Annotated in this window: 18 protein-coding genes and 1 pseudogene; 13 read left to right on the top strand and 6 right to left on the bottom strand. The window is 70.9% G+C overall.

Features of this window, described 5'->3' with window-relative positions; translation table 11 throughout:
• The first annotated feature begins 52 nt into the window (after positions 1-52).
• Both ABZ396_RS15645 and ABZ396_RS15650 read left to right on the top strand, forming a co-directional pair.
• Positions 53-712, top strand: a complete 660-nt coding sequence (locus ABZ396_RS15645; protein WP_358920180.1) for a histidine phosphatase family protein — start codon at positions 53-55, stop codon at positions 710-712.
• A 10-nt stretch (positions 713-722) separates the two neighbouring features.
• Entirely contained in the window at positions 723-1652 is a 930-nt protein-coding gene (locus ABZ396_RS15650) for an ADP-ribosylglycohydrolase family protein (RefSeq protein ID WP_358920182.1), read from the top strand.
• 170 nt (positions 1653-1822) lie between these two features.
• Here ABZ396_RS15650 and ABZ396_RS15655 read toward each other — a convergent pair whose 3' ends face one another.
• Together ABZ396_RS15655 and ABZ396_RS15660 are read right to left on the bottom strand one after the other, a co-directional pair.
• Positions 1823-2482 (bottom strand): CoA transferase subunit B, encoded by a 660-nt coding sequence (locus ABZ396_RS15655; protein WP_358920184.1) that lies wholly within the window; start codon positions 2480-2482, stop codon positions 1823-1825.
• 2 nt (positions 2483-2484) lie between these two features.
• Positions 2485-3285: a CoA transferase subunit A gene (locus ABZ396_RS15660; protein WP_358920186.1), complete on the bottom strand. Its 801-nt coding sequence runs from the start codon at positions 3283-3285 to the stop codon at positions 2485-2487.
• A 296-nt stretch (positions 3286-3581) separates the two neighbouring features.
• On the opposite strand from ABZ396_RS15660, the gene ABZ396_RS15665 reads away from it, so the two are divergent.
• From ABZ396_RS15665 to ABZ396_RS15690, 6 genes are read left to right on the top strand one after another with little or no spacing between them, the layout of a single operon-like run.
• A complete protein-coding gene (locus tag ABZ396_RS15665) occupies positions 3582-4817 on the top strand; it encodes a substrate-binding domain-containing protein (RefSeq protein ID WP_358920188.1) in 1236 nt (411 codons plus the stop codon).
• Positions 4818-4821: 4 nt separating this feature from the next.
• Entirely contained in the window at positions 4822-5634 is an 813-nt protein-coding gene (locus ABZ396_RS15670; protein ID WP_358920189.1) for an ABC transporter ATP-binding protein, read from the top strand.
• A complete protein-coding gene (locus ABZ396_RS15675; RefSeq protein ID WP_358920191.1) occupies positions 5631-6419 on the top strand; it encodes an ABC transporter ATP-binding protein in 789 nt (262 codons plus the stop codon). Before ABZ396_RS15670 ends, ABZ396_RS15675 begins: the two co-directional genes overlap by 4 nt.
• The gene (locus ABZ396_RS15680) at positions 6419-7306 is read left to right on the top strand and encodes a branched-chain amino acid ABC transporter permease (RefSeq protein WP_358920193.1); all 888 of its coding nucleotides are present in this window, start codon (positions 6419-6421) and stop codon (positions 7304-7306) included. Before ABZ396_RS15675 ends, ABZ396_RS15680 begins: the two co-directional genes overlap by 1 nt.
• The gene (locus ABZ396_RS15685) at positions 7303-8436 is read left to right on the top strand and encodes a branched-chain amino acid ABC transporter permease (RefSeq protein WP_358920194.1); all 1134 of its coding nucleotides are present in this window, start codon (positions 7303-7305) and stop codon (positions 8434-8436) included. The genes ABZ396_RS15680 and ABZ396_RS15685 overlap by 4 nt, the downstream gene beginning before the upstream one ends.
• Entirely contained in the window at positions 8433-9401 is a 969-nt protein-coding gene (locus ABZ396_RS15690; RefSeq protein ID WP_358920196.1) for an alpha/beta fold hydrolase, read from the top strand. The genes ABZ396_RS15685 and ABZ396_RS15690 overlap by 4 nt, the downstream gene beginning before the upstream one ends.
• 88 nt (positions 9402-9489) lie before the next feature.
• Here ABZ396_RS15690 and ABZ396_RS15695 read toward each other — a convergent pair whose 3' ends face one another.
• The 3 genes from ABZ396_RS15695 to ABZ396_RS15705 all read right to left on the bottom strand — a co-directional run bounded on the left by ABZ396_RS15695 (position 9490) and on the right by ABZ396_RS15705 (position 14013).
• Positions 9490-11445 (bottom strand): helix-turn-helix domain-containing protein, encoded by a 1956-nt coding sequence (locus tag ABZ396_RS15695; protein WP_358920197.1) that lies wholly within the window; start codon positions 11443-11445, stop codon positions 9490-9492.
• A 151-nt stretch (positions 11446-11596) separates the two neighbouring features.
• Positions 11597-12994, bottom strand: a complete 1398-nt coding sequence (locus ABZ396_RS15700) for an MFS transporter (RefSeq protein ID WP_358920199.1) — start codon at positions 12992-12994, stop codon at positions 11597-11599.
• 191 nt (positions 12995-13185) lie between these two features.
• Complete coding sequence (locus tag ABZ396_RS15705; protein ID WP_358920201.1) at positions 13186-14013, bottom strand: 3-hydroxybutyrate dehydrogenase; 828 nt, start codon at positions 14011-14013, stop codon at positions 13186-13188.
• 437 nt (positions 14014-14450) lie between these two features.
• Between ABZ396_RS15705 and ABZ396_RS15710 the strand changes: the two genes are divergently transcribed.
• From ABZ396_RS15710 to ABZ396_RS15730, 5 genes and pseudogenes are all read left to right on the top strand, one after another.
• Positions 14451-15917, top strand: a complete 1467-nt coding sequence (locus ABZ396_RS15710) for a PHB depolymerase family esterase (protein WP_358920203.1) — start codon at positions 14451-14453, stop codon at positions 15915-15917.
• Between the two features lie 278 nt (positions 15918-16195).
• On the top strand, positions 16196-16474 hold the full coding sequence (locus tag ABZ396_RS15715) for a zinc ribbon domain-containing protein (RefSeq protein WP_358920204.1): 279 nt from the start codon (positions 16196-16198) through the stop codon (positions 16472-16474).
• A 112-nt stretch (positions 16475-16586) separates the two neighbouring features.
• Positions 16587-17189: pseudogene (locus tag ABZ396_RS15720) on the top strand (TetR/AcrR family transcriptional regulator); the annotation flags it as partial.
• Positions 17190-17271: 82 nt separating this feature from the next.
• Entirely contained in the window at positions 17272-17973 is a 702-nt protein-coding gene (locus ABZ396_RS15725; protein ID WP_358920206.1) for a ribonuclease HII, read from the top strand.
• 68 nt (positions 17974-18041) lie between these two features.
• Complete coding sequence (locus tag ABZ396_RS15730) at positions 18042-18668, top strand: hypothetical protein (RefSeq protein WP_358920208.1); 627 nt, start codon at positions 18042-18044, stop codon at positions 18666-18668.
• A 312-nt stretch (positions 18669-18980) separates the two neighbouring features.
• Here ABZ396_RS15730 and ABZ396_RS15735 read toward each other — a convergent pair whose 3' ends face one another.
• The gene (locus ABZ396_RS15735; RefSeq protein ID WP_358920209.1) at positions 18981-19601 is read right to left on the bottom strand and encodes a hypothetical protein; all 621 of its coding nucleotides are present in this window, start codon (positions 19599-19601) and stop codon (positions 18981-18983) included.
• Positions 19602-19827 lie beyond the last annotated feature (226 nt).

The raw sequence follows: 19827 nt of genomic DNA on the forward strand, positions 1-19827 counted from the left end.
ATGGAGCCCATCCGAGTGCTCGACTTCCCGTCACTCGATCTAGGGTTTTGGCATGGCACGACCACGGCGCATCGTCCTTGTCCGGCACGGCGAGTCAACCGGCAATGTCGACGACTCCGTGTATGAGCGGGAACCCGACCACTCACTGCCCCTGACCGACCGGGGCTGGCGACAGGCCGAGGAGACCGGAAAACGCATCCGGGAGATCTTCGGCCAGGAGCGCGTCAGCGTGTACGTCTCCCCGTACCGCCGTACGCACCAGACCCTCCGCGCCTTCCACCTCGATTCGGACCTCATTCGCGTGCGCGAGGAGCCCCGGCTGCGCGAGCAGGACTGGGGAAACTGGCAGGACCGCGACGACGTACGACTGCAGAAGACGTACCGGGACGCATACGGGCATTTCTTCTTCCGCTTCCCCCAGGGCGAGTCCGGGGCCGACGTGTACGACCGGGTCGGAGGCTTCCTGGAGAGCCTGTTCCGCAGCTTCGAGGCGCCGGACCATCCTCCCAACGTGCTCCTGGTGACCCATGGCCTGGCGATGCGGCTGTTCTGCATGCGCTGGTTCCACTGGACGGTTGCGGAGTTCGAGTCGCTCTCCAACCCCGGGAACGCCGAGATGCGGATGCTCGTTCTGGGGAACGACGGCAAGTACACGCTCGACCGGCCTTTTGACCGCTGGCGGGACCCGGAGCCCTACTGGATGAGCGGCTAGGCTGGCCGCGATGACCTCTTCCTCCGACACTCCGAACGCCGGACGCCTGCAACGCGCCCTGGCCAGCCTGCGCGGACTCGCGACCGGCGACGCACTGGGCTCGCAGTTCTTCGTTCCGGCGACCTATTCACTGCTGCAGCGGCGCGAGCTGCCGCCGGCTCCCTGGCGGTGGACCGACGACACGGAGATGGCCTGCTCCGTCGTCGCCGTCCTCGCCGCCCACCACCGCATCGACCAGGATGCGCTGGCCCACTCCTTCGCCGCACATCACGACTTCGACAGGGGGTACGGCCCTGCCGTCAACCGGCTGCTCCGGCTCGTCAGGGAGGGCGGGGACTGGCGCGAACTGGCCGCCGCGGTCTTCAACGGGCAGGGCTCGTGGGGCAACGGCGCGGCGATGCGGATCGCGCCCTTGGGCGCCTGGTACGCGGACGATCCGGAGCAGGCCACCCATCAGGCCGAGATCTCGGCCTACCCCACGCACCAGCACCGCGAGGCGGTGGTCGGAGCCATGGCGGTCGCCGCGGCAGCGGCACTGGCGGGGGCGCCCGGCGGCCCGCCGAGCCCCGAGGCGCTCCTCGACGGGGTCGTGGCGCTCGTCCCCAAGAGCGCCGTCGGCCAGGGCCTGCGACGCGCCCGCGACATGCTCGACTACGACGACGCGGGCACCGTCGCGGCCGTCCTGGGCTGCGGACGGCGTACGAGCGCCCATGACACCGTCCCCTTCGCCCTCTGGTCGGCGGCGCGTGCCCTCGGCGACTACGAGACCGCGTTCTGGGCGACCGCCCAGGCGGGCGGCGATGTGGACACCACCTGCGCCATCGCCGGCGGCGTGCTCGCGGCCGACGAGGCGGGAGCGCCCCCGGCCGCGTGGGTGGAGCGGACGGAGGCGCTGCCGGAGTGGGTGCCGACGGGGATGGGGACCACTGTCGGCGGGTGACCGGCGGCGGAGGAACGGATTTGATCTGGACAGTCCAGATCATCGCAGGTGGGAGCCGCCCTTCCTGCTGTCAGAACGTCAGGTGATGACCGCAGCTGAACACATGAGGTCAAGGCCGCGAGGACGTCAAAGACCATTGCAAGGACGACTCACGCGGGAGTCGCGAAGGGTCAGCCGGATGCGAGCGCCGAGGAGCCCTGGTCGATGAGGAGGCGGGCGGCGGTCACGGCCATCACCTCTCGCACGGTGACGCCCGGAGCGGTTTCCACCAGTCGCAGCCCTTCGGGGGCGACATCGATGACGGCCAGGTCGGTGATGACCCGGTCCACCACACGGCGACCCGTGGCGGGAAGGCTCAACCCCTCGACGATCTTCGGGCTGCCGTTTTTGGCGACGTGCTCCATCACGACAAGAAGCCGGCGGGCACCGTGGACCAGGTCCATCGCACCGCCCATACCCTTGACCATCTTGCCGGGGATCATCCAGTTGGCCAGGTCGCCATGGGCTGATACCTGCATGGCGCCGAGTATGGAGACGTCGATTCGGCCGGCCCGGATCATGCCGAAGGAGAGGGCTGAATCGAAGTAGGCGGTGCCGGCGATGGTGGACACTGTCTCCTTCCCGGCGTTGATCAGATCCGGGTGCTCCTCGCCGTCGTAGGGGTAGGGGCCCACGCCCAGGATGCCGTTCTCGGAGTGCAGCACCACGTGCACCCCGTCCGGCAGGTGGTTGGGGATCAGAGTGGGCAGACCGATGCCCAGGTTGACGTATTGGCCGTCGCGTAGCTCCCGGGCGGCGCGGGCGGCGAGCTGGTCACGGTCGAGCGGCATGGTCACTTCTCCTCGGAGTGGGTGCGCGAGACGGCTGGTTCGGCGCCGGTGTGCGCAGGGCGCACGGTGCGGCGCTCGATGCGCTTGTCCAGCGAGTCGTCGGCGGCGATCACGCGGTCCACGTACACGCCCGGCAGATGGACGGTATCCGGCGGCAGTTCGCCGGCCTCCACGACGCGTTCGGCCTCCACGACGGTCACCCGTCCCGCCATCGCGCACAGCGGGTTGAAGTTGCGTGCCGCCGCGTGGAAGACGCAGTTGCCGTGCCGGTCGGCGACCGCGGCCCGCACCAGGGCGAAGTCGGCCGTGATGGCTTCCTCCAGCAGGTAGCGGCGACCGCCGAACTCCCTTGTCTCCTTGGGTGGGGAGGCCAGCGCGACGCCTCCGTCGGCGCTGTGGCGCCAGGGCAGGCCGCCCTCTTCCACCTGGGTGCCCACTCCTGCCGGGGTGTAGAACGCGGGGATGCCGGTGCCGCCGGCCCGCAGCCGCTCGGCGAGGGTGCCCTGCGGTGTCAGCTCCACCTCCAGTTCGCCGGCCAGGTACTGGCGGGCGAACTCCTTGTTCTCACCCACGTAGGAAGAGGTCATCCGGGCGATCCGGCCGGACCGCAGCAGCAGTCCCAGCCCCCAGTCGTCCACCCCGCAGTTGTTGGACACCACCCGCAGACCGGACGCGCTCGTCTCGGTCAGCGCGGCGATCAGCGTCGACGGTATGCCGCACAGGCCGAACCCGCCGACCGCGAGTGTCGCACCGTCAGGGATGTCCGCCACTGCCTGCGCGGCCGCGGCCATCACTTTGTCCATGCCGTTTCCTTCCCCACCGGGGTGTTGCGTTCGTCGACCCGGCCTGCCCACCACGTCGCGAACAGGACCGGGTGTTGCTCACCTTTGCCTGGGCCGACCGTCACGGACCATGTGCGTCGGCGCCATGACTGGGCCTCAAAGAACGGTGATTGGCAACATGCCGCCCGTCGTACGGCGCTCCTAGGGTTCCGACAATCACGCACCGCACTCCCGTCGTCGCGTACCAGGCCGCCGTTCCGGACAAGGCCTGCGGAACCCGGCGACGGGCGGGCGACACACTGTCAGGAGCCGATCGCATGCGTTCCCGCCTCACGGACACCTTCAGAAGCAGATCTGTTCGCGCCCTCTCCCTGATCGCCCTCGGCGCCCTGGTCGCGGGCTGCTCCTCGGCCGGCACCGCCGGCACCGAGTCCGCCGACTCGGTCGGCAAGTCCGCCCCCGTGAAGGTGGGGCTGGTCTACTCCCGCAGCGGACTGCTGGCCGCCTACGGCAAGCAGTACGAGGAAGGCTTCAAGGCAGGCCTGGCCTACGCCACGCACGGCACGAACAAGGCCGGCGGCCACCCGATCCAGGTCACCGAACAGGACGACGCCGGTGACCCGGCGAAGGCGGTCGCCGCGGCCAAGACCCTCGTGGGCAAGGGCTACAAGATCCTCGCCGGCACCACCGACTCCGGTGTGGCACTCCAGATGGCGCCGCTGGCCGCGCAGAACAAGATGCTCTACGTCAGCGGCCCCGCCGCCACCGACGCGGTCACCGGCATCAACGCCTACACCTTCCGCTCGGGTCGGCAGTCGTATCAGGACATCCTCGCCGCCGGGGCCCTGCTCGGTGACGCCAAGGGCAAGAAAGTCACCGTGCTCGCCCAGAACTCCGCGTTCGGACAGGCCAACGTGGCCGCGGTGAAGGCCGTCCTGGGTGCGAAGGGCGCAAACGTCGGCTCCGTGCTCGCCCCGCCGAGCGCCACCGACCTCACGCCCTTCGCCCGCCAGACCAGGGCCGGTAAACCGGACCTGGTGTTCGTCGCCTGGGCCGGCGCCACCGCCCCCGCCCTGTGGACCGCGCTGAACCAGCAGGGCGTGCTGGACGCGAGCAAGGTCGTCACCGGACTCGCGGGAACCGCCTCGTACCCGGTCTTCGGCCCGGCCGGCTCCAAGGTCGCCTTCCTTGCGCACTACTTCCCGGGCGCCGGCGGCGGCAACCCGGTGGAGAAGGCCATGCTCGACGGCATCACCAAGGCCGGCGGCAACCCCGACCTGTTCAGCCCGGACGGCTTCACCGCCGCCCAGATGATCGTGCACGCGATCGAGTCCGGCAGTGCCACCGACACCACGGCCATGGCCAAGGCGCTGGAGGGCTGGACCTTCGACGGGCCCAAGGGCAAGGAGCAGATCCGCGCGAAGGACCACGCCCTGCTGCAGCCGATGTTCACGGCCCGGCTCAAGGGCAGCGGCAGCGCCGCCCGGCCCGAGCTGATCGACAGCATCCCGACGACAGCAGTCGCACCACCGGCCGCGAGGACGGCGGGCTGAGACGATGTCCTCCTCGAACACGACGTCACCGAGTAACGCGGGGTCTGCGGAATCCGGGGAGACCCGTGCCGTCCCGGCGCCGGTGCTCCGGCTGCGGGACATCGGCTGGACGGTCGGCGGCGCGACCATCGTCGACTCCGTCTCCTTCGACGTCCGCGAAGGCGAGTTCCTCGCCTTCATCGGCCCCAACGGCGCGGGCAAGACCTCCCTGTTCAACCTGGTCAGCGGGCTCAGCCCGGTCTCCCGGGGCACGATCGAACTGGATGGCCGCGACATCACCGCGGAGGCCGCCTACGCTCGGGCCCGACGCGGCCTCGGGCGCACCTTCCAGACCTCCAGCCTGTGGCCGGGTATGACGGTCGCCGACCATGTGAGGCTCGCGGCCCAGGCCGCCGACGGCGGTTCGTACCAGGTTTGGCGCCGTGCTGACACCGACCCGGAACGGGTCGAGCGGGTGCTGGCCCGCACTCAGCTCACGCACCGGGCGGACACCTGCGCCGATGCCCTCTCGCACGGCGAGAAACGCAAGCTCGAACTCGCGGTCCTGCTCGTCGGCGAGCCCAGGCTGATGCTGCTGGACGAGCCGATGGCGGGCGTGAGCGCCGAGGAGGTGCCCGTGCTGACCGAACTCATTCGGTCGCTGCACATGGAGGAGGGACGGACCGTGCTCATGGTCGAGCACCACATGGACGTGCTGCTGGACCTGGCCGACCGGCTGGCCGTGATGCACCACGGCACGCTGCTGGCGCTGGACACCCCGCAGTCCGTGATGGCCGACTCCACCGTGCAGCAGGCCTACCTCGGGGAGGAGCTGTGACCCCCGCTCCGGCACCGCTGCTGGCCGTGCGCGATCTGCGGGTCGTGATCGGGGGCAGGCACATCCTGCACGGCGTCGATCTGGAGGTGGCCGCCTCGGGTACCACTGCTCTGCTGGGCCGCAACGGCGCCGGCAAGACGACCACCGTGCGCGGCATTCTCGGACTGGTGCCCCGGACCGGCAGCGTGCTGCTGGCCGGCGAGGAGACGGTGCGCCTTGCCACCCATGCCCTGGTGCGCCGGGGCATCGGCTACGCCCCCGAGGACCGTGGCGTCTTCGCCGCCCTCAGCGTGGCCGAGAACCTGCGCCTGGCCGAGCGGCCCGGCGCGGGGGAACCGGCCTACGACCTGGTCCACGAGCTCTTCCCGGAGCTGAGGCGACGCGCCCGGCAGGCCGCCGGCACCCTGTCCGGCGGCCAGCAGCAGATGGTCGCCATCGCTCGGACTCTGCTCAACGGCAACCGGCTGATCATCGCCGACGAACCCACCAAGGGCCTGGCGCCCAAGGTGGTCACCGAGGTCGCCCAGGTGCTGGAGCGCGCCGCCGAGGCGGTGCCGGTTCTGCTCGTGGAGCAGAACCTCGCCGTGGTACGCCGCCTCGCCCGCCACTGCGTCGTCCTCGCCGACGGCCGCACCGCGCACCAGGGGCCGGCCGCCGACCTCCTCGCCGACGCCGAGGCGGCCCACCGGCTGCTCGGCGTCGGCAGCACCGGAAGGCCAACTGCCGGTGCGCCTGTTCGCACCGCGGCGCACCCCGCCGCCCGGACCACGGAGGCAGACGCCTGATGTCCACCGTCGTGCTGCTCACCTTCACCGGACTCGGCCTGGGCGCCCTGTACTTCCTGGTCGCCTCCGGCTTGTCGCTGATCTTCGGGCTGATGGACGTGCTCAACTTCGCCCACGGCGCCCTCCTGTCCGTCGGCGCCTACGGCACCTGGTGGGCCGCCTCCGGCCATCTGCCCGGTGCCGGGTCCGGAGGGGCCGGGTTCGCCCTCGCCGTCGTCTTCGGCACCGCTGTGGGCACCATCGCCGCCGTGCTGCTCGAACTCGCCGTGATCCGCCCGCTCTACACCCGCCCCCGCGAGCAGATCCTCGCGACGGTGGGCGTCGGCCTGGCCGTACCGGCCCTGCTGTCCGCGATCTGGGGGTCCGACGCCCGCCCCCTCCCCGGGCCGAAGGCACTGTCCGGCACCTTCGCCCTGCTGGGCGCCGAAGTGCCGCTCAACCGCCTGGTGCTGATCGGCGCGGCCCTGGTCGTGCTCACCGCACTCAAGCTGTTCCTCGGCCGAACCCGGCACGGACTGGTCGTCCGCGCGGGGGTGGAGGACCGGGCGATGGTCACCGCGCTCGGCATCGATGTGCGCAAGGCCTTCACCCTGGTCTTCGCCATCGGCGGTGCGGCTGCGGCCCTCGGCGGTGCCCTAGGCGGCCTCTACTTCGGCTCCGTCGACCCCGAACAGGGCACGTCACTGCTCATCTTCGCCTTCGTGGTCGTCGTGACGGGCGGCATGGGCTCGCTCACCGGCGCCGCCCTGGCCTCGGTGGCCGTGGGCCTCGTCCAGCAGTTCGCCAACTACTACACCACCGCCGGACTCGGCGACCTCGCCGTCGTCGTCCTGCTCGCCGCCCTCCTGCTCGTCAGGCCGCGAGGGCTCACCGGGAGGCTCGCATGACCACCGCCACCCAGCCGAGCGGCCGGGCCCGCGCGGCGGACCACCCCGTCGCCTCCCGCTCCGAGCGGCTGCGGCGAGCCACCCGCTGGTGGCCCGCCCTGCTGCTGGTTGCGCTCTTCACCGTGCCCTACAGCGCGCTGCCGCTGCCGGGCCTGCTCGACGGGCCGATCGGCGGCCCCGGCAACCTGCAACTGCTGGCCCTGTGCCTGCTCTTCGGCGGCCTGGCCACCGGCTACGACCTGCTGCTCGGCCGCACAGGGCTGCTGTCCTTCGGGCATGCGCTCTACTTCGCCGCGGGCACCTACGTCACCAACACCCTGATGCTGGAGGCGGGCCTGCCGTTCGCCGCGTCGGCGCTGCTCGGCCTGCTCGCGGGCACGGTGCTGTCCGCCCTGCTCGGCGCAGTCAGCCTCCGCGTCAGCGGCATCGGATTCTCCATGGTCACCCTGGCCTTCGCGCAGGCCGCGTCGATCCTCGTCCAGCGCGATCCCGGAGGCGTCACCGGCGGCGAGGAGGGCAAGGCCGCGCCCGCGGACAGGCTGCCTGCCTCGCTGGTCGGCATCGAGCACACCGCCAACCTGTACTGGATCGCTCTGGCCTACCTCGTGGTAGTGCTGGCCGTCGTGCAGTGGGTGGTCCGCTCACCCATCGGCCGGGTCTGGGAGGGCATCAAGGAGAACGAGCGCCGGGTGGAGGTGCTCGGGCTGCGCCCGTACGGCTTCAAGCTGGTCGCCTTCGTCCTGTCCGGCACCCTGGCCGCGCTCGGCGGCATCGTCTACCTGCTGCTGACCGGCGGCGCCACCCCGCAGACGACCACCTCCGACTTCACCCTGTCCCTGCTGGTGATGGTGGTGCTGGGAGGTTCGGGCAGCCGGTGGGGCCCCATGATCGGAGGCATCCTCTACACCTGGGCCGACCACCGGCTCGCCGACCTGGCCGGATCGAACGCGGTCGCCGGTCTGCCCTCCGTGGTCCGTGTGCCGCTCTCGCAGCCGCTGTTCCTGCTCGGTGCGCTGTTCGTCGCGGTGATATACCTGCTGCCCGGCGGCGTGGTACGGCTCCCGGCCCGGCTGCGCGCCGCCCACACGTCCCGCGCCACCGCCGACCGCGAGGAGGTCCTTGCGAGATGATTCCGAGTCCGCAGAACGGCACGACGGCCGGTCAGCACGGGGCTGCACCGGCGCGCGAGGAGTTTCAGGTGCCGGTGCCCGGCGGGAAGCTGGCCGTGTCACGCTGGCCGGCCGACGACCCGGGCGCGCCGGTGGTCCTGGCCCTGCACGGCATCACGGCCAACGGCCTGAGCTGGGCGCGCGTCGCCCACCACCTGGCTCGCCGGATCACCCTGGTGGCGCCCGACCTACGGGGCCGGGGCCGCAGCGGGCGACTGCCCGGCCCGTACGGCATCGCGGCCCACGCCGACGACATGGCGGCCGTGGTGGACACGCTGGGCGCTGGGCGGGTGGTGCTGACCGGCCACTCCATGGGCGCCTTCGCGGCGGCCCTGACCGCGGTACGCCACCCGCACCTGCTGACGGGCCTGCTGCTGGTGGACGGCGGCGTGGGCTTCCCCGTTCCCGCCGGACTGGATCCCGACGAGCTGATCACGTCGGTGCTCGGCCCGGCCATGCGACGGCTGTCGATGACGTTCCCGGACCGGGAGGCCTACGGCGCGTTCTGGCAGTCGCATCCGGCCTTCGCCGACTTCTGGTCACCGTGGGTGGATGCTTACATCCAGCGCGATCTCGTCGGGCAGGAGCCCGAACTGCGCTCGTCCTGCAGCCTGGAGGCGGTCCGCGTCGACGGCGTGGACCAACTTGGTGCGGAGGTGTCGGGCGCGGTGCACCGGCTGCCCCGCCCGGCCGTGCTGCTGTGGGCGGAACGCGGTCTGATGGACGAGCCGCAGGGCCTGTACGACGAGCAACGTCTCGGCGCCGCCGGCCTCGATCCCCGCATGGTCCGCACGCAGCTCGTCCCCGGGACCAACCACTACACGGTCATCATCGGCGACGAGGGCGCCCGGGTCGTGGCACAGCACCTGCTGGCCGCGGCCGGTGTGGGGGGAACCGAGGGGCCTGGCGGTACGCCGTCACGGTGACCGGGGCCGGCTCCCGTCCGGGACCTCGCGGGACCGGAAGAACGGCGCGCCGGTCCCGGGGACGTTCTCGCGCATACCCGCTGGGGCGTCAGGCACCCGACATCAGGTGCAAGCGCAGGGCGAGCTGCAGTTCCAGCGTCTGTTCGGGGGTGTTCCAGTCGGGGCCGAGCAGCGCCTGGATGCGGTCCAGGCGCTGCACGACCGTGTTCACGTGCACGTGCAGCTCCTCCTTCGCCCGGGTCAGGCTCCCGCCGCAGTCGAAGTAGGCGCGCAGTGTGCGCACCAGTTGGGTGCCGCGCTGGGCGTCGTACTCCAGCAGCCGTCCCAAAGTGGCGGAGACGAAGCCGTCCACGTCGTGCATGTCACCCAACAACACGCCCAGAAAGCCCAGTTCGGTGACACTCGCCCCGTGCCCGTCGCGGCCGAGGACGTGCAGCGCCCGCAGGCAGCGCAAGGCCTCGGCGTGCACGTCGGCGATGGCCCGCGGCCCGGCAGCCGGCCCGGCGCCGGCCACCGTGACCGGTGCGCCGGCCAGTTGGCCGAGCTGCCCGGCCGCGACGCGGGCCGCCTCACCCGGACCGGTGCCGTCGCACGGGAGCAGCAGCACCACGTCGCCCTCGTGCTCCGCGCTGACGCCGCCGCACCCGAACAGGTACTGCACGGCGGCGTCGGCGAGCCGTTCCCGGACCGCGTCGCCGCTCCGGGCGACGAGCAGCACGTGGGGCCGGTCGAGGTCGAAGCCGAGGCGGCGGCCGCGGGCCACCAGGCCGGCCGGGTCACGGCCGGGCGCGGTGAGCAGATCGGTGATCAGATCGCCGCGTACGCGGTTCTCGGTCTCCGCGACCGAACGCCTCAGCAGGAGCAGCAGCGAGGTCACTACACTGCTGCGCTCGAACAGGCGCCGGTCGGGGCCGTCGAGATCCGGCCGCCCGAACAGGACCAGACAGCCCAGCAGTTCCTGCCCGGCCAGCACCGCGCAGACCCAGCGCCCGTCGTGGAACACCGCGTGGGCGGCGGCGCGTGAGCTCTTCGCCGCCGCGACCAGCGCCGCCGCCTCCTCCTCCGTGCCACCGTCGTCCTCCGTACCCCTGGCGACCGCGCCACCGTGCTCGCCGACAGAGGTGAGCGGCCACCCGGAGCCGTCGTGGACCGCGACGTCCCCCTTCAGCAGACCGGCCACGGCGGCGGCCACGTCCGATACGTCGCCGCCCCGCAGCACCAGATCGGTGAGCCGGTCGTGCGATTCCTCGGCACGCTGCATGGCGGCGGAGTGCTCGCGGATCACGGCGTTGGCCTCGGCCAGTTCGGCCACCGCGATACGCGCGTCGGCCATGGCCTTGGCGGTGTCGATGGCGATGGCGGCGTGGTCGGCCAGCGAGCACAGCAGGGCGACCTCCTCCGGGGCGAACGTGCGTGGCGTGCGATCTGCGGCGAAGAGCGCCCCGATGACCTGGCCGCCACTTCCCGATCCCAGCAGCAGCGGCACGCCGAGGATCGCGACCAGGCCCTCGTCCAGGACCCCGGCGTCGATGCTGCCGGTGTGCAGGAAGCGGTCGTCGGTGCGGTAGTCGGGGGAGGCGTAGGGGCGTGCGGTCTGCGCGACCAGGCCGCCGAGTCCCTCCCCGAGCTCCAGGCGCAGGTTCTGGAACAGTTCCGACACCGAGCCGTCGGTGACCCGCATGTAGGTGCCGCCGGCCTCCTCGTCGGGCAGGGTGAGGTAGGCCGTGTCGGTGCCCAGGAGCATCCTGGCGCGCCGGACGATGGAGCGCAGCACGGCGTCGAGGTCGCGCAGGGCCGCCAGGTCGCCGGCGGTGTCGAAGAGCGCGGTCAGCTCCGCTTCCCGGCGCCGATGCTGCCTGAGCGTGGTCTGGACGCGCAGCGCCGCTTCGGTGGCCTGTTCGACCTCCGCGAGGTCCTGGGCGGCGGCACCGCTGTGCCGGGCCTCGACGGCGACGGCTCCGAGGTCTTCGGCGGGGGCGCCCGCGGCGAGGAGTTCGAGCAGTCTGCGCAGGTGACGTGCGACGGGGGTGGGTGTGTGCGACATGGGCGAACAACCGTTGCGTAGGCGATGGGCACGGGAGGAATCGGCGCACGGCCGAGGAACGAACGGCCGAGGAATGAACGGCCGATGAGGGCCAGTGTCCTCCCCGAACGGAAAGGACCCTGGCCCTCCGGCCGGGAAGCGGTGTCGGCCGTCAGGTGGACGCGGCGGTCTTCTGGTCCGCAAGGCTCTGCGTCGCGGAGCCGTCCGGCTCGATCGCGGCCAGGTTCCTGCCGCGCGTCTCACGGGAGGCGACGACGGCGATCACGGTGATCAGGGCGGCCAGTCCCACGTACACCGAGATCGGGGTGGCGTTGCCGTAGGAGCTGAGCAGCGCCGTCGCGATCAGCGGGGCCGGGGCGCCGGCCGCCACCGACGAGAGCTGGGCTCCGATGGAGGCGCCGGTGTAGCGCATCCGGGTGGCGAACAGCTCGGAGAAGAACGCCGCCTGAGGCGCGTACATGGCGCTGTGGAAGACCAGGCCGACGGTGACGGCCAGGACCAGCGCGGGAAAGGACTTGGTGTCGAGCAGAGCGAAGAAGGCCCACGACCACAGGCCTACGCCGACCGCGCCCACCAGGTACACGGGCTTGCGCCCGACCCGGTCGGAGAGCGCGCCGAACAGCGGGATCAGGCAGAACTGCACGGCCGAGCCTATCAGCACCGCGTTCAGAGCCGTCTGCTTGTCGAGCTCGAGATGCGCGACGCAGTAGGTGAGGACGAAAGCGGTGATCACGTAGTACGAGATGTTCTCGGCCATGCGCGCGCCCATCGCGATCAGGATGTCCCGCCAGTGGTTGCGCACGACCGCGACGAACGGCGGCTGCTCGGCCCGCTGCTCCGCCTTGCGGCGCTCGGCCTTGGCCAGGGCCTCCTTGAACAACGGGGACTCGTCGACGGACAGCCGGATCCACAGACCGATCATGACCAGCACGGCGGAGAGCAGGAACGGCACCCGCCAGCCCCAGGAGTTGAACGCGTCGTCGCTGAACATAGTGGTCATCAAGGAGAGCACTCCGACGGCGACCAGGTTGCCGGCCGGTGCGCCGCCCTGCGGCCAGGACGCCCAGAAGCCACGTCGCTCGGCATCGCCGTGTTCGGACACCAACAGCACCGCTCCGCCCCACTCGCCGCCGAGGGCGAAGCCCTGGATGAGGCGCAGGATGGTCAGCAGCACGGGAGCCGCGACGCCGATCGTGCCGTAGCCGGGGACACAGCCGATCAGGGCGGTGGAAAGCCCCATCATCAGCAGACTGATCACCAGGAGCTTCTTGCGGCCGAGACGGTCGCCGTAGTGGCCGAAGACCACGGCGCCGATCGGGCGCGCGGCGAAGCCGATGGCATAGGTGAGGAAGGACAGCAAGGTGCCGGTCAGCGGGTCCGACTCGGGGAAGAACACCCGGCCGAAGACCAGGGCGGCGGCCGAGCCGTAGAGGAAGTAGTCGTACCACTCGATGGTCGTGCCGATCAGACTGGCAGCGACGATCTTGCGCAGACCGCCCGGTCTTGCCGAGGTGCCTGGGTCGTTCACGGCGTTGTGAGCGCTGGGCATGGTTGTCACCGTTTTCCGGAGTGAGGAGGGAGCGGAACCGCCGGACCCGGTCGCGCTGTTGGACGAAGGGAACGGGTCCGGGGGGAGTCGGTCGGTGCGGTGCGCCGTGGGAGGCGGCGGGCCGGCGCCGTCTTCGTCGGCCTCGGGCGGCCGGAGCCGGCACCCGCGGACGACGGAGGCTGGACGGCCCCTCAGTGGGCCGTCCAGCCTCCGTCCAGGGGGATCGAGCCGCCGGTGATGTAACCGCTGCGTTCGGTGCACAGCCACAGCGCCACCTCGGCGACCTCCGCGGGCTCGATCAGGCGCTTGATCGCGGTGCGTTCCAGGAACACCTGGTCCATCACGTCGGCTGCGGGGATGCCGTGGGCGAGCGCCTGGTCGGCGATCTGCTCCTCGACCAGCGGCGTGCGGACGTAGCCGGGGTTGATGCAGTTGCTGGTCACGCCGTGCGCGGCACCCTCCAGGGCGACCACCTTGCTCAGGCCCTCCAGCGCGTGCTTCGCCGTGACGTACGCCGACTTGTAGGCGCTGGCCCGAAGACCGTGCACCGAGGAGATGTTCACGACCCTGCCCCATGCCTGCGCGTACATGTGGGGCAGGGTGCGGCGGAGGATGCGGAAGGGCGCCTCCACCATCACCCGCTGGATCAGTGCGAAGCGCTCCGGGGGAAACTCGTGCACCGGGGCGACGTGCTGCAGACCCGCGTTGTTGACGACGATGTCGGCGTCGTCCGGCAGCGCGTCCACCGCGTCGGCCTCGGAGAGGTCGGCCACGACGGCGATGCCGCCGGTCGACTCGGCCACCTCCTTGGCGGCCTCGGCGGCCCGGTCCACCACGTAGACCTCGGCACCGGCCGCGGCGAAGCCCTCGGCGCAGGCCCGGCCGATCCCGCTGGCCGCACCGGTGACCAGAACCTTGCGGCCGGTGAGAAACCGGGTCGAGGCCAGGCCGGACGCGGTGGCGTCACCTGGGCCGGAATGCTGGGGCAAGCCCTCGTCGGAGCTCTTTGTGCTGTCCATGGCCGAACACGGTAGGGAGGACCCGTGAGAGGAGACATGTGGGGCGTCGACATATTTTGGCGCCATGAGATAGGTGTCGCCGCCATGTGCCGACATCCCGACGGTCGGCGGGTGTTCCGACAGGCCATGCACGCCGGAAGACCCGATGTGCGTCGGTGCGCGTGGCCCCCGTCACATGTCACAGCGGTACCAACGACACCATGGGTGCGCGAGCCACGCAGGGCACCGCAGTCCTGGCTGTCCCTCACATGTCATGGGCCGGCCGGCCGGTCGTACAGTCCGCTTCCAGCAAGCCGGTACGACAGCGGGCCGGGTGCGGTCAGGTGCCGTACCGGCCGACGCGACGGGCGCGGTCAGAGCCGGGCGGGGTGGGACTGCCGGGCGCCGCGCCGTGCCCGCGCTCCCCCTCCCTCCCCACCATCCAACGGAGTCGCACTATGCCTCACTCCACCTGGCGCGGGTTCTTCCGGCGCACTGCACTGGCTGCCGCACTGGGCGCCTTCATCGCGGGCTTGACCGCCGTCACCCCCCTCGCGTCGAGCGCGGCGGCCGCCGGCACCCTCCAGCAGGTCACCAGCTTCGGCTCGAACCCCGGCAACCTGGCGATGTACGAGTACGCGCCCTCCAACCTGCCCGCCGACGCACCGCTGGTCGTCGCCCTGCACGGGTGCACGCAGTCGGCGAGCGACTACCACACGCACTCCGGCTGGCAGAAGTTCGCCGACCAGTGGGGCTTCGCCGTGGTCTACCCGCAGACCAGCTCGGCCAACAACAGCCTGTCCTGCTTCAGTTGGTTCGACTCGACCAAGGACACCCGGGGCAAGGGCGAGGCGGCCTCGATCATGCAGATGGTCGACACCGCCGCGGCGCAGTTCGGCTCGGACCGCAGCCGTATCTTCGTCACCGGACTGTCCGCCGGGGGTGGCATGACCGCGGACCTGCTCGCCGACTACCCGGACGTGTTCGCCGGCGGCTCCGTCGACTCAGGCCTCCCCGCACAGTGCGCCACCACGCAGACCGCCGCCTCCGGCTGCCAGTACAGCAACCAGAACCTCACCCCGCAGCAGTGGGGCGACAAGGCTCGCAACTCCAATCCGGGGTACTCGGGCCCATGGCCGCGAGTCGCCATCTGGCAGGGCAGCTCCGACACCACCGTCGTCCCGGTCAACGGCACCGAGCTGCGCGATCAGTGGACCGACGTCTGGGGCATCGGTCAGACGGCCTCCAGCACCCAGAGCCTGACCGGCGGCACCACCGAGAGCATCTACAACGACTCAGCCGGCAAGCCCGCCGTCGCCCTGTTCTCGGTCTCCGGCATGGCGCACGGCCTCGCCGTGAACCCCGGTTCGGGCGCCGACCAGTGCGGTAGCACGGGCACCTATTACCTCAACTACATCTGCTCCAGCTACTACACCGCGAAGTTCTGGGGTCTGGACGGCAGCGGCAGCCAGGGCGGCACCGGTTCCCTGCCCGCCCCGTCCGGACTCACGGTGACCGGCACCACCGACACCGGTGCCTCGTTGTCGTGGAACTCCGTCAGCGGCGCCTCCTCGTACAACGTCTACCGCAACAGGACGAAGGTCGGCTCCGCGACGGGCACCACGTACACCGACACCGGCCTGTCCGTCGGCACCTCCTACAGCTACACCGTCGCCGCGGTCGACTCCTCCGGCGCCGTCGGCACGTCGTCCGCGTCGGTCACGGCGACAACGACAGGCTCCGCACCCAAGTGCTACACCGACAACAACTACAACCAGGTACAGGCCGGACGCGCCCACCAGAGCGGCGGTTACACCTACGCCAACGGCTCCGGCCAGAACATGGGCCTGTACAACGTCGCCGTCATCCACACGCTGAAGGAGACTTCCTCGGGCTACTTCGTCATCGCCGACTCCGGCTGCTGAACCGGCAGGAGCCACCTCGCCTGCGCCGCTCGGACCCAGCTCGGCGCGGGCGAGCCCGACGGCGGATCCGGCCCTCTGATCGAGTAGCACGGTCCCGAGGCCGCTCCGGAGACTCTGCGCCATGACCTGCTCCGGCACGTCAACGGCGCTCTCCCATGATGCACCTGGGTTTCAGACCACCGCGGCCGGCGGCCACAGCTGCAAGAGGATGCCGCTCGAATCGGCACGCAACGGGCGTCGCGTGAGCGCTCGTATGCCTATCCGTTGTCCAAGCGATCGTGAGCCGGTGCGGCGCCCACTACGTCGGGCAGATCCAGACGATGACGGGAAGGCGCACGTACATCTGCTCGGGCAAACAGCCCCGTCACGCCGGCAGCCCGGTGTGCGGGTGCAGCCAGATCGATGCGGAGCGGATCGAGCAGGAGGTCTGGCGGCGCGTCAGCAAACTCCTCAAGAGCCCGGACGCGTTGATGGAGCTGGCCCAGGAATGGGCCGATGCCACGCTGGGCGTCCGAAGCGGACAGACCGACCGTATCGAGGAGTCGATGCGCAGATAGCGGTGCAGGAGAAGGCGATCGCCACGGTGATGTCCGTGACGGCCGTCCAGGCCGCGCAGCAAGGTCTCGATCAAGATGCTGCGACCCAGCTCGTGACCCAGACCACTGGCCTGCCGCTCCTGCTCAGGCTGCCTCCCCTCGTCGGCGCGGCGCGGTCCTCGAACGCGCGATCCTGGACGCCGCGTTGGAGCAGCTCAGCACCGTCGGCTGGAACGGCCTCACCATGGAGGGCGTCGCCGCGGGTGCGCAGACCGGAAAGGCGGCGGTGTAGCGGCGCTGGCCCTCCAAGGAGGATCTGGTCGCCGACGCGTTGCAGGCCGGTCTGCCGGGTTTGGAGGAGGCCCCCGACCTCGGAAGTGTGCGGGAAGACCTGCTGGCCCTGTGCCGGAAGGCCCGGGACGCGATGTTCTCGCGCCCTGGCTTCGCACTGCGATCGGTGATTCACGAATGCGATCCGACGCAGGTCGAGCGGTTCCATGGTGTGATCTTCGACGGGGTCGTGGGACCGACCGCCAAGCTGATCGGTGACATCGTCGCCCGTGGCATAGAGCGGGGGGAGGTGCGCGCCGATGCGGCCAACGACTACGTCCTCGACGCCATTCCGGCGATGATGATGTACCGCAACAAGATTTCTGGAAGCGAATGGAACGACCAGGAGCTCGAGCAGATGATTGACCACTACATGCTTCCGCTGTTGCTGTCGCGCGGAGGCTGATCCAGCGCTCCCGCGGCGCAGGGTCCCGTTGGGGAAACCGGGGTGTCGCTCGGGGATCAGTGCGGCGTACCCTAAGGGCGCCATGCCGTACGAACCACCTACTCACACCGTCGAGCGCTCACTCCGCGCCACGACCGGAGCGAAGGTCATTGCCGGTGTCGACGAGGTGGGGCGCGGTGCCTGGGCCGGGCCCGTCACCGTCTGTGCCGCGGTCACCGGTCTTCGCCGGCCGCCGGAGGGCCTCACCGACTCCAAGCTGCTGACCGTCAGGCGGCGTACGCAACTTGCCCAGGCGCTGCGGACGTGGGTCACGGCCTACGCCCTGGGTCATGCCTCGCCGGAGGAGATCGACGACCTCGGGATGACGGCCGCGCTGCGGCTCGCCGCGGTCCGTGCCCTGGAGGCCCTGCCGGTCCGTCCTGACGCGGTCATCCTCGACGGGAAGCACAACTACCTCGGTGCCCCGTGGCAGGTGCGCACGGTCATCAAGGGTGACCGATCGTGTGTGGCCGTCGCGGCGGCCTCGGTGATCGCCAAAGTTCAGCGCGACAAAATGATGGCCGAACTGGGTATCGACCATGCAGACTTCGGATTTGCGGACAACGCCGGGTACCCGTCGCCCGTGCACAAGGCCGCACTGGAGGAGCGGGGACCCACCCCGTACCACCGGTTGTCGTGGGCGTATCTTGATGCGCTGCCCCAGTGGCAGCACCTCAAGAAGGTCCGCAGCTGGGCGGAGGGAAGCGTTCCGGAGATCGAGGGTCAGCTCGGCTTCGACTTCTGACGTTCCAGTCGCACTGTTGTGCCACCCAGTTCACGTGACCTGCACCAACGTTTGATAAATATCAGCTCATGCCTCTCATTCCCGAGGAGCCTCAGATTCACGAGAGTGCCCAGGGTCCCCGCGCCACGCCGGCCAGTGGCCGTACCGCGCCGACCCCCCGTCCCGTACCCGGCCCCCGCCCCGCGGCTCCGTCGCGTCCCGGTCGTCCCGGCCCTCTGCGGCCCACGCCGCCGGTGCAGCGCACGCCGCGTGACGTGGCCAAGCCAGGCCAGCCCGGCCCGGCCGTGCCCGCCGCGGCAGCGGCGGCCCCGCAGATCCAGCTGATCCCGGCATCGGTCGAGAGCGCTCTCGACTCGGCCGAGGAGGCGGTGGACCTGCTTCTTGACTCGGGTCGTGCCCCCGGTGACGTGCTGATGATCACCACCGGCGCGCAGCATCCGTGGGCCGACCACGAGCTGTCCTTCGGCGAAGCCTCCTACTGGGCGCAGCACGACGCGGGCGACGACGTCTTCTACACGGATGCCGCCGTTGCTTCCCGTGCCGCGAGCCGGCCCGTGGTCGTGGTCGCCGTCAACGGCGGTTCCGAAGCCGTCGCCGCCACCGCCCTGCCGTTGGCCCTCTCCCGGGCCGGCGCTCTGCTGATCGTCTGCGGCGACCCGCAGCGGATCAACTCGGTGCTGGGCGCGCGCGTCTGAGCCACCTCCGGCGCCTCTGGGACTCCGGAGGTACCGAAGGAGCCGCGGCGACGGACACGCACGGTGGTGCCTTCGGCATGCCCGGCGCCGGGCGGGCCGGCACTGACCGTCGTGGAGCGGCCGTTCGGCGGACGGAGGCTCCGTAGCGCGGGCACCGGGTCGGATCTGTCGAGTGACGGGACGAGACGGGACGTCCTCCGCGGCCCGGAGCGCGGCGAGCGATCCCGCTGAGCACGCCGGGCGGCATGTTCATGGCGCTGACCCACGACGGCTGGCAGGTGCTCGGCCGGTACCCCCGTGCGGGAGCCGGCCTCAGCGGGCGGCAGCGCGGCGCAGTACCTCGGAGACGGCGCCTCCCGTGCGCGGTGACAGGGGCGGGGCCTCAGACAGGGCGAAGGGTTCGGGAGGCGAGTCGGCGTTCGGGCGCCGGCCGCCGCGGCCCTCGCCGAGCACCTGCCAGCCGTCGTGGGTCAGCGTGATGTACGCCCCGCAGCGCAGTCCGTGCAGGGTGCAGGCGTCCCGCAGCCCCCACATCCAGGCACCGTCCTCCTCCGTCCAACGCCCGTCCCCCTCGCGGCAGTAGAGCAGTACGGCGGTCCGTACCGGGGTGCGGCGGCGCAGGTCGTGCGGGATGACCCGGCGCAGCTGGGCCAGTAGCGCGTTGCGGAACATCCAGCCGTCGGCCTGGGCAGAGCGCCGGGTGAACGAGGCGCTGGCGCACAGCCGTTCTTCCGGGTCGAGGACAGCCACGATCGCCGTCGCCGGCTTGGGCCGGTGCCGGGTGTGCAGCCCGCTGACGACCTCACGGGGGTTGCGCAGCAGTGGTATTCCGGCATCGGCCCACTCCGCGGGCTCGAGCAGACGGGTGGCGGAAGCGGCGGACGCGGACGTCGACAACGATGCCGCCGAGGACGGAGCGAATCCGAAGGTCACGTTCCTCCCTTCGGCTACGCGCCCACACAGCGGGCGAGATCGGATTCGGGGGAGCGCGCACCGCAGTAAGGCCCAACCGGATCACGGACGAACCGTGCGGGGAGCGGACCCCAATTCTTCCTGTCGAACTTGAATGCGGCAATGAGCAAATGGGGCCATCCGTTGTTATCTGGTGGTGCGTGGCTTATATCCCTACCCAGTGAGGCACCGGAGGACCCTGGGACGT

The sequence above is a fragment of the Streptomyces sp. NPDC005866 genome (assembly GCF_040629895.1).
Classification (GTDB): domain Bacteria; phylum Actinomycetota; class Actinomycetes; order Streptomycetales; family Streptomycetaceae; genus Streptomyces.

Coding starts and splice junctions, on each gene's coding strand:
- ABZ396_RS15700 (WP_358920199.1), bottom strand. CDS start 12,994: ATGCCCAGCGCTCACAACGCCGTGAACGACCCAGGCACCTCGGCAAGA.
- ABZ396_RS15730 (WP_358920208.1), top strand. CDS start 18,042: ATGCCTCTCATTCCCGAGGAGCCTCAGATTCACGAGAGTGCCCAGGGT.
- ABZ396_RS15690 (WP_358920196.1), top strand. CDS start 8,433: ATGATTCCGAGTCCGCAGAACGGCACGACGGCCGGTCAGCACGGGGCT.
- ABZ396_RS15685 (WP_358920194.1), top strand. CDS start 7,303: ATGACCACCGCCACCCAGCCGAGCGGCCGGGCCCGCGCGGCGGACCAC.
- ABZ396_RS15655 (WP_358920184.1), bottom strand. CDS start 2,482: ATGCCGCTCGACCGTGACCAGCTCGCCGCCCGCGCCGCCCGGGAGCTA.
- ABZ396_RS15645 (WP_358920180.1), top strand. CDS start 53: ATGGCACGACCACGGCGCATCGTCCTTGTCCGGCACGGCGAGTCAACC.
- ABZ396_RS15670 (WP_358920189.1), top strand. CDS start 4,822: ATGTCCTCCTCGAACACGACGTCACCGAGTAACGCGGGGTCTGCGGAA.
- ABZ396_RS15660 (WP_358920186.1), bottom strand. CDS start 3,285: ATGGACAAAGTGATGGCCGCGGCCGCGCAGGCAGTGGCGGACATCCCT.
- ABZ396_RS15705 (WP_358920201.1), bottom strand. CDS start 14,013: ATGGACAGCACAAAGAGCTCCGACGAGGGCTTGCCCCAGCATTCCGGC.
- ABZ396_RS15725 (WP_358920206.1), top strand. CDS start 17,272: ATGCCGTACGAACCACCTACTCACACCGTCGAGCGCTCACTCCGCGCC.
- ABZ396_RS15665 (WP_358920188.1), top strand. CDS start 3,582: ATGCGTTCCCGCCTCACGGACACCTTCAGAAGCAGATCTGTTCGCGCC.
- ABZ396_RS15695 (WP_358920197.1), bottom strand. CDS start 11,445: ATGTCGCACACACCCACCCCCGTCGCACGTCACCTGCGCAGACTGCTC.
- ABZ396_RS15680 (WP_358920193.1), top strand. CDS start 6,419: ATGTCCACCGTCGTGCTGCTCACCTTCACCGGACTCGGCCTGGGCGCC.
- ABZ396_RS15710 (WP_358920203.1), top strand. CDS start 14,451: ATGCCTCACTCCACCTGGCGCGGGTTCTTCCGGCGCACTGCACTGGCT.
- ABZ396_RS15650 (WP_358920182.1), top strand. CDS start 723: ATGACCTCTTCCTCCGACACTCCGAACGCCGGACGCCTGCAACGCGCC.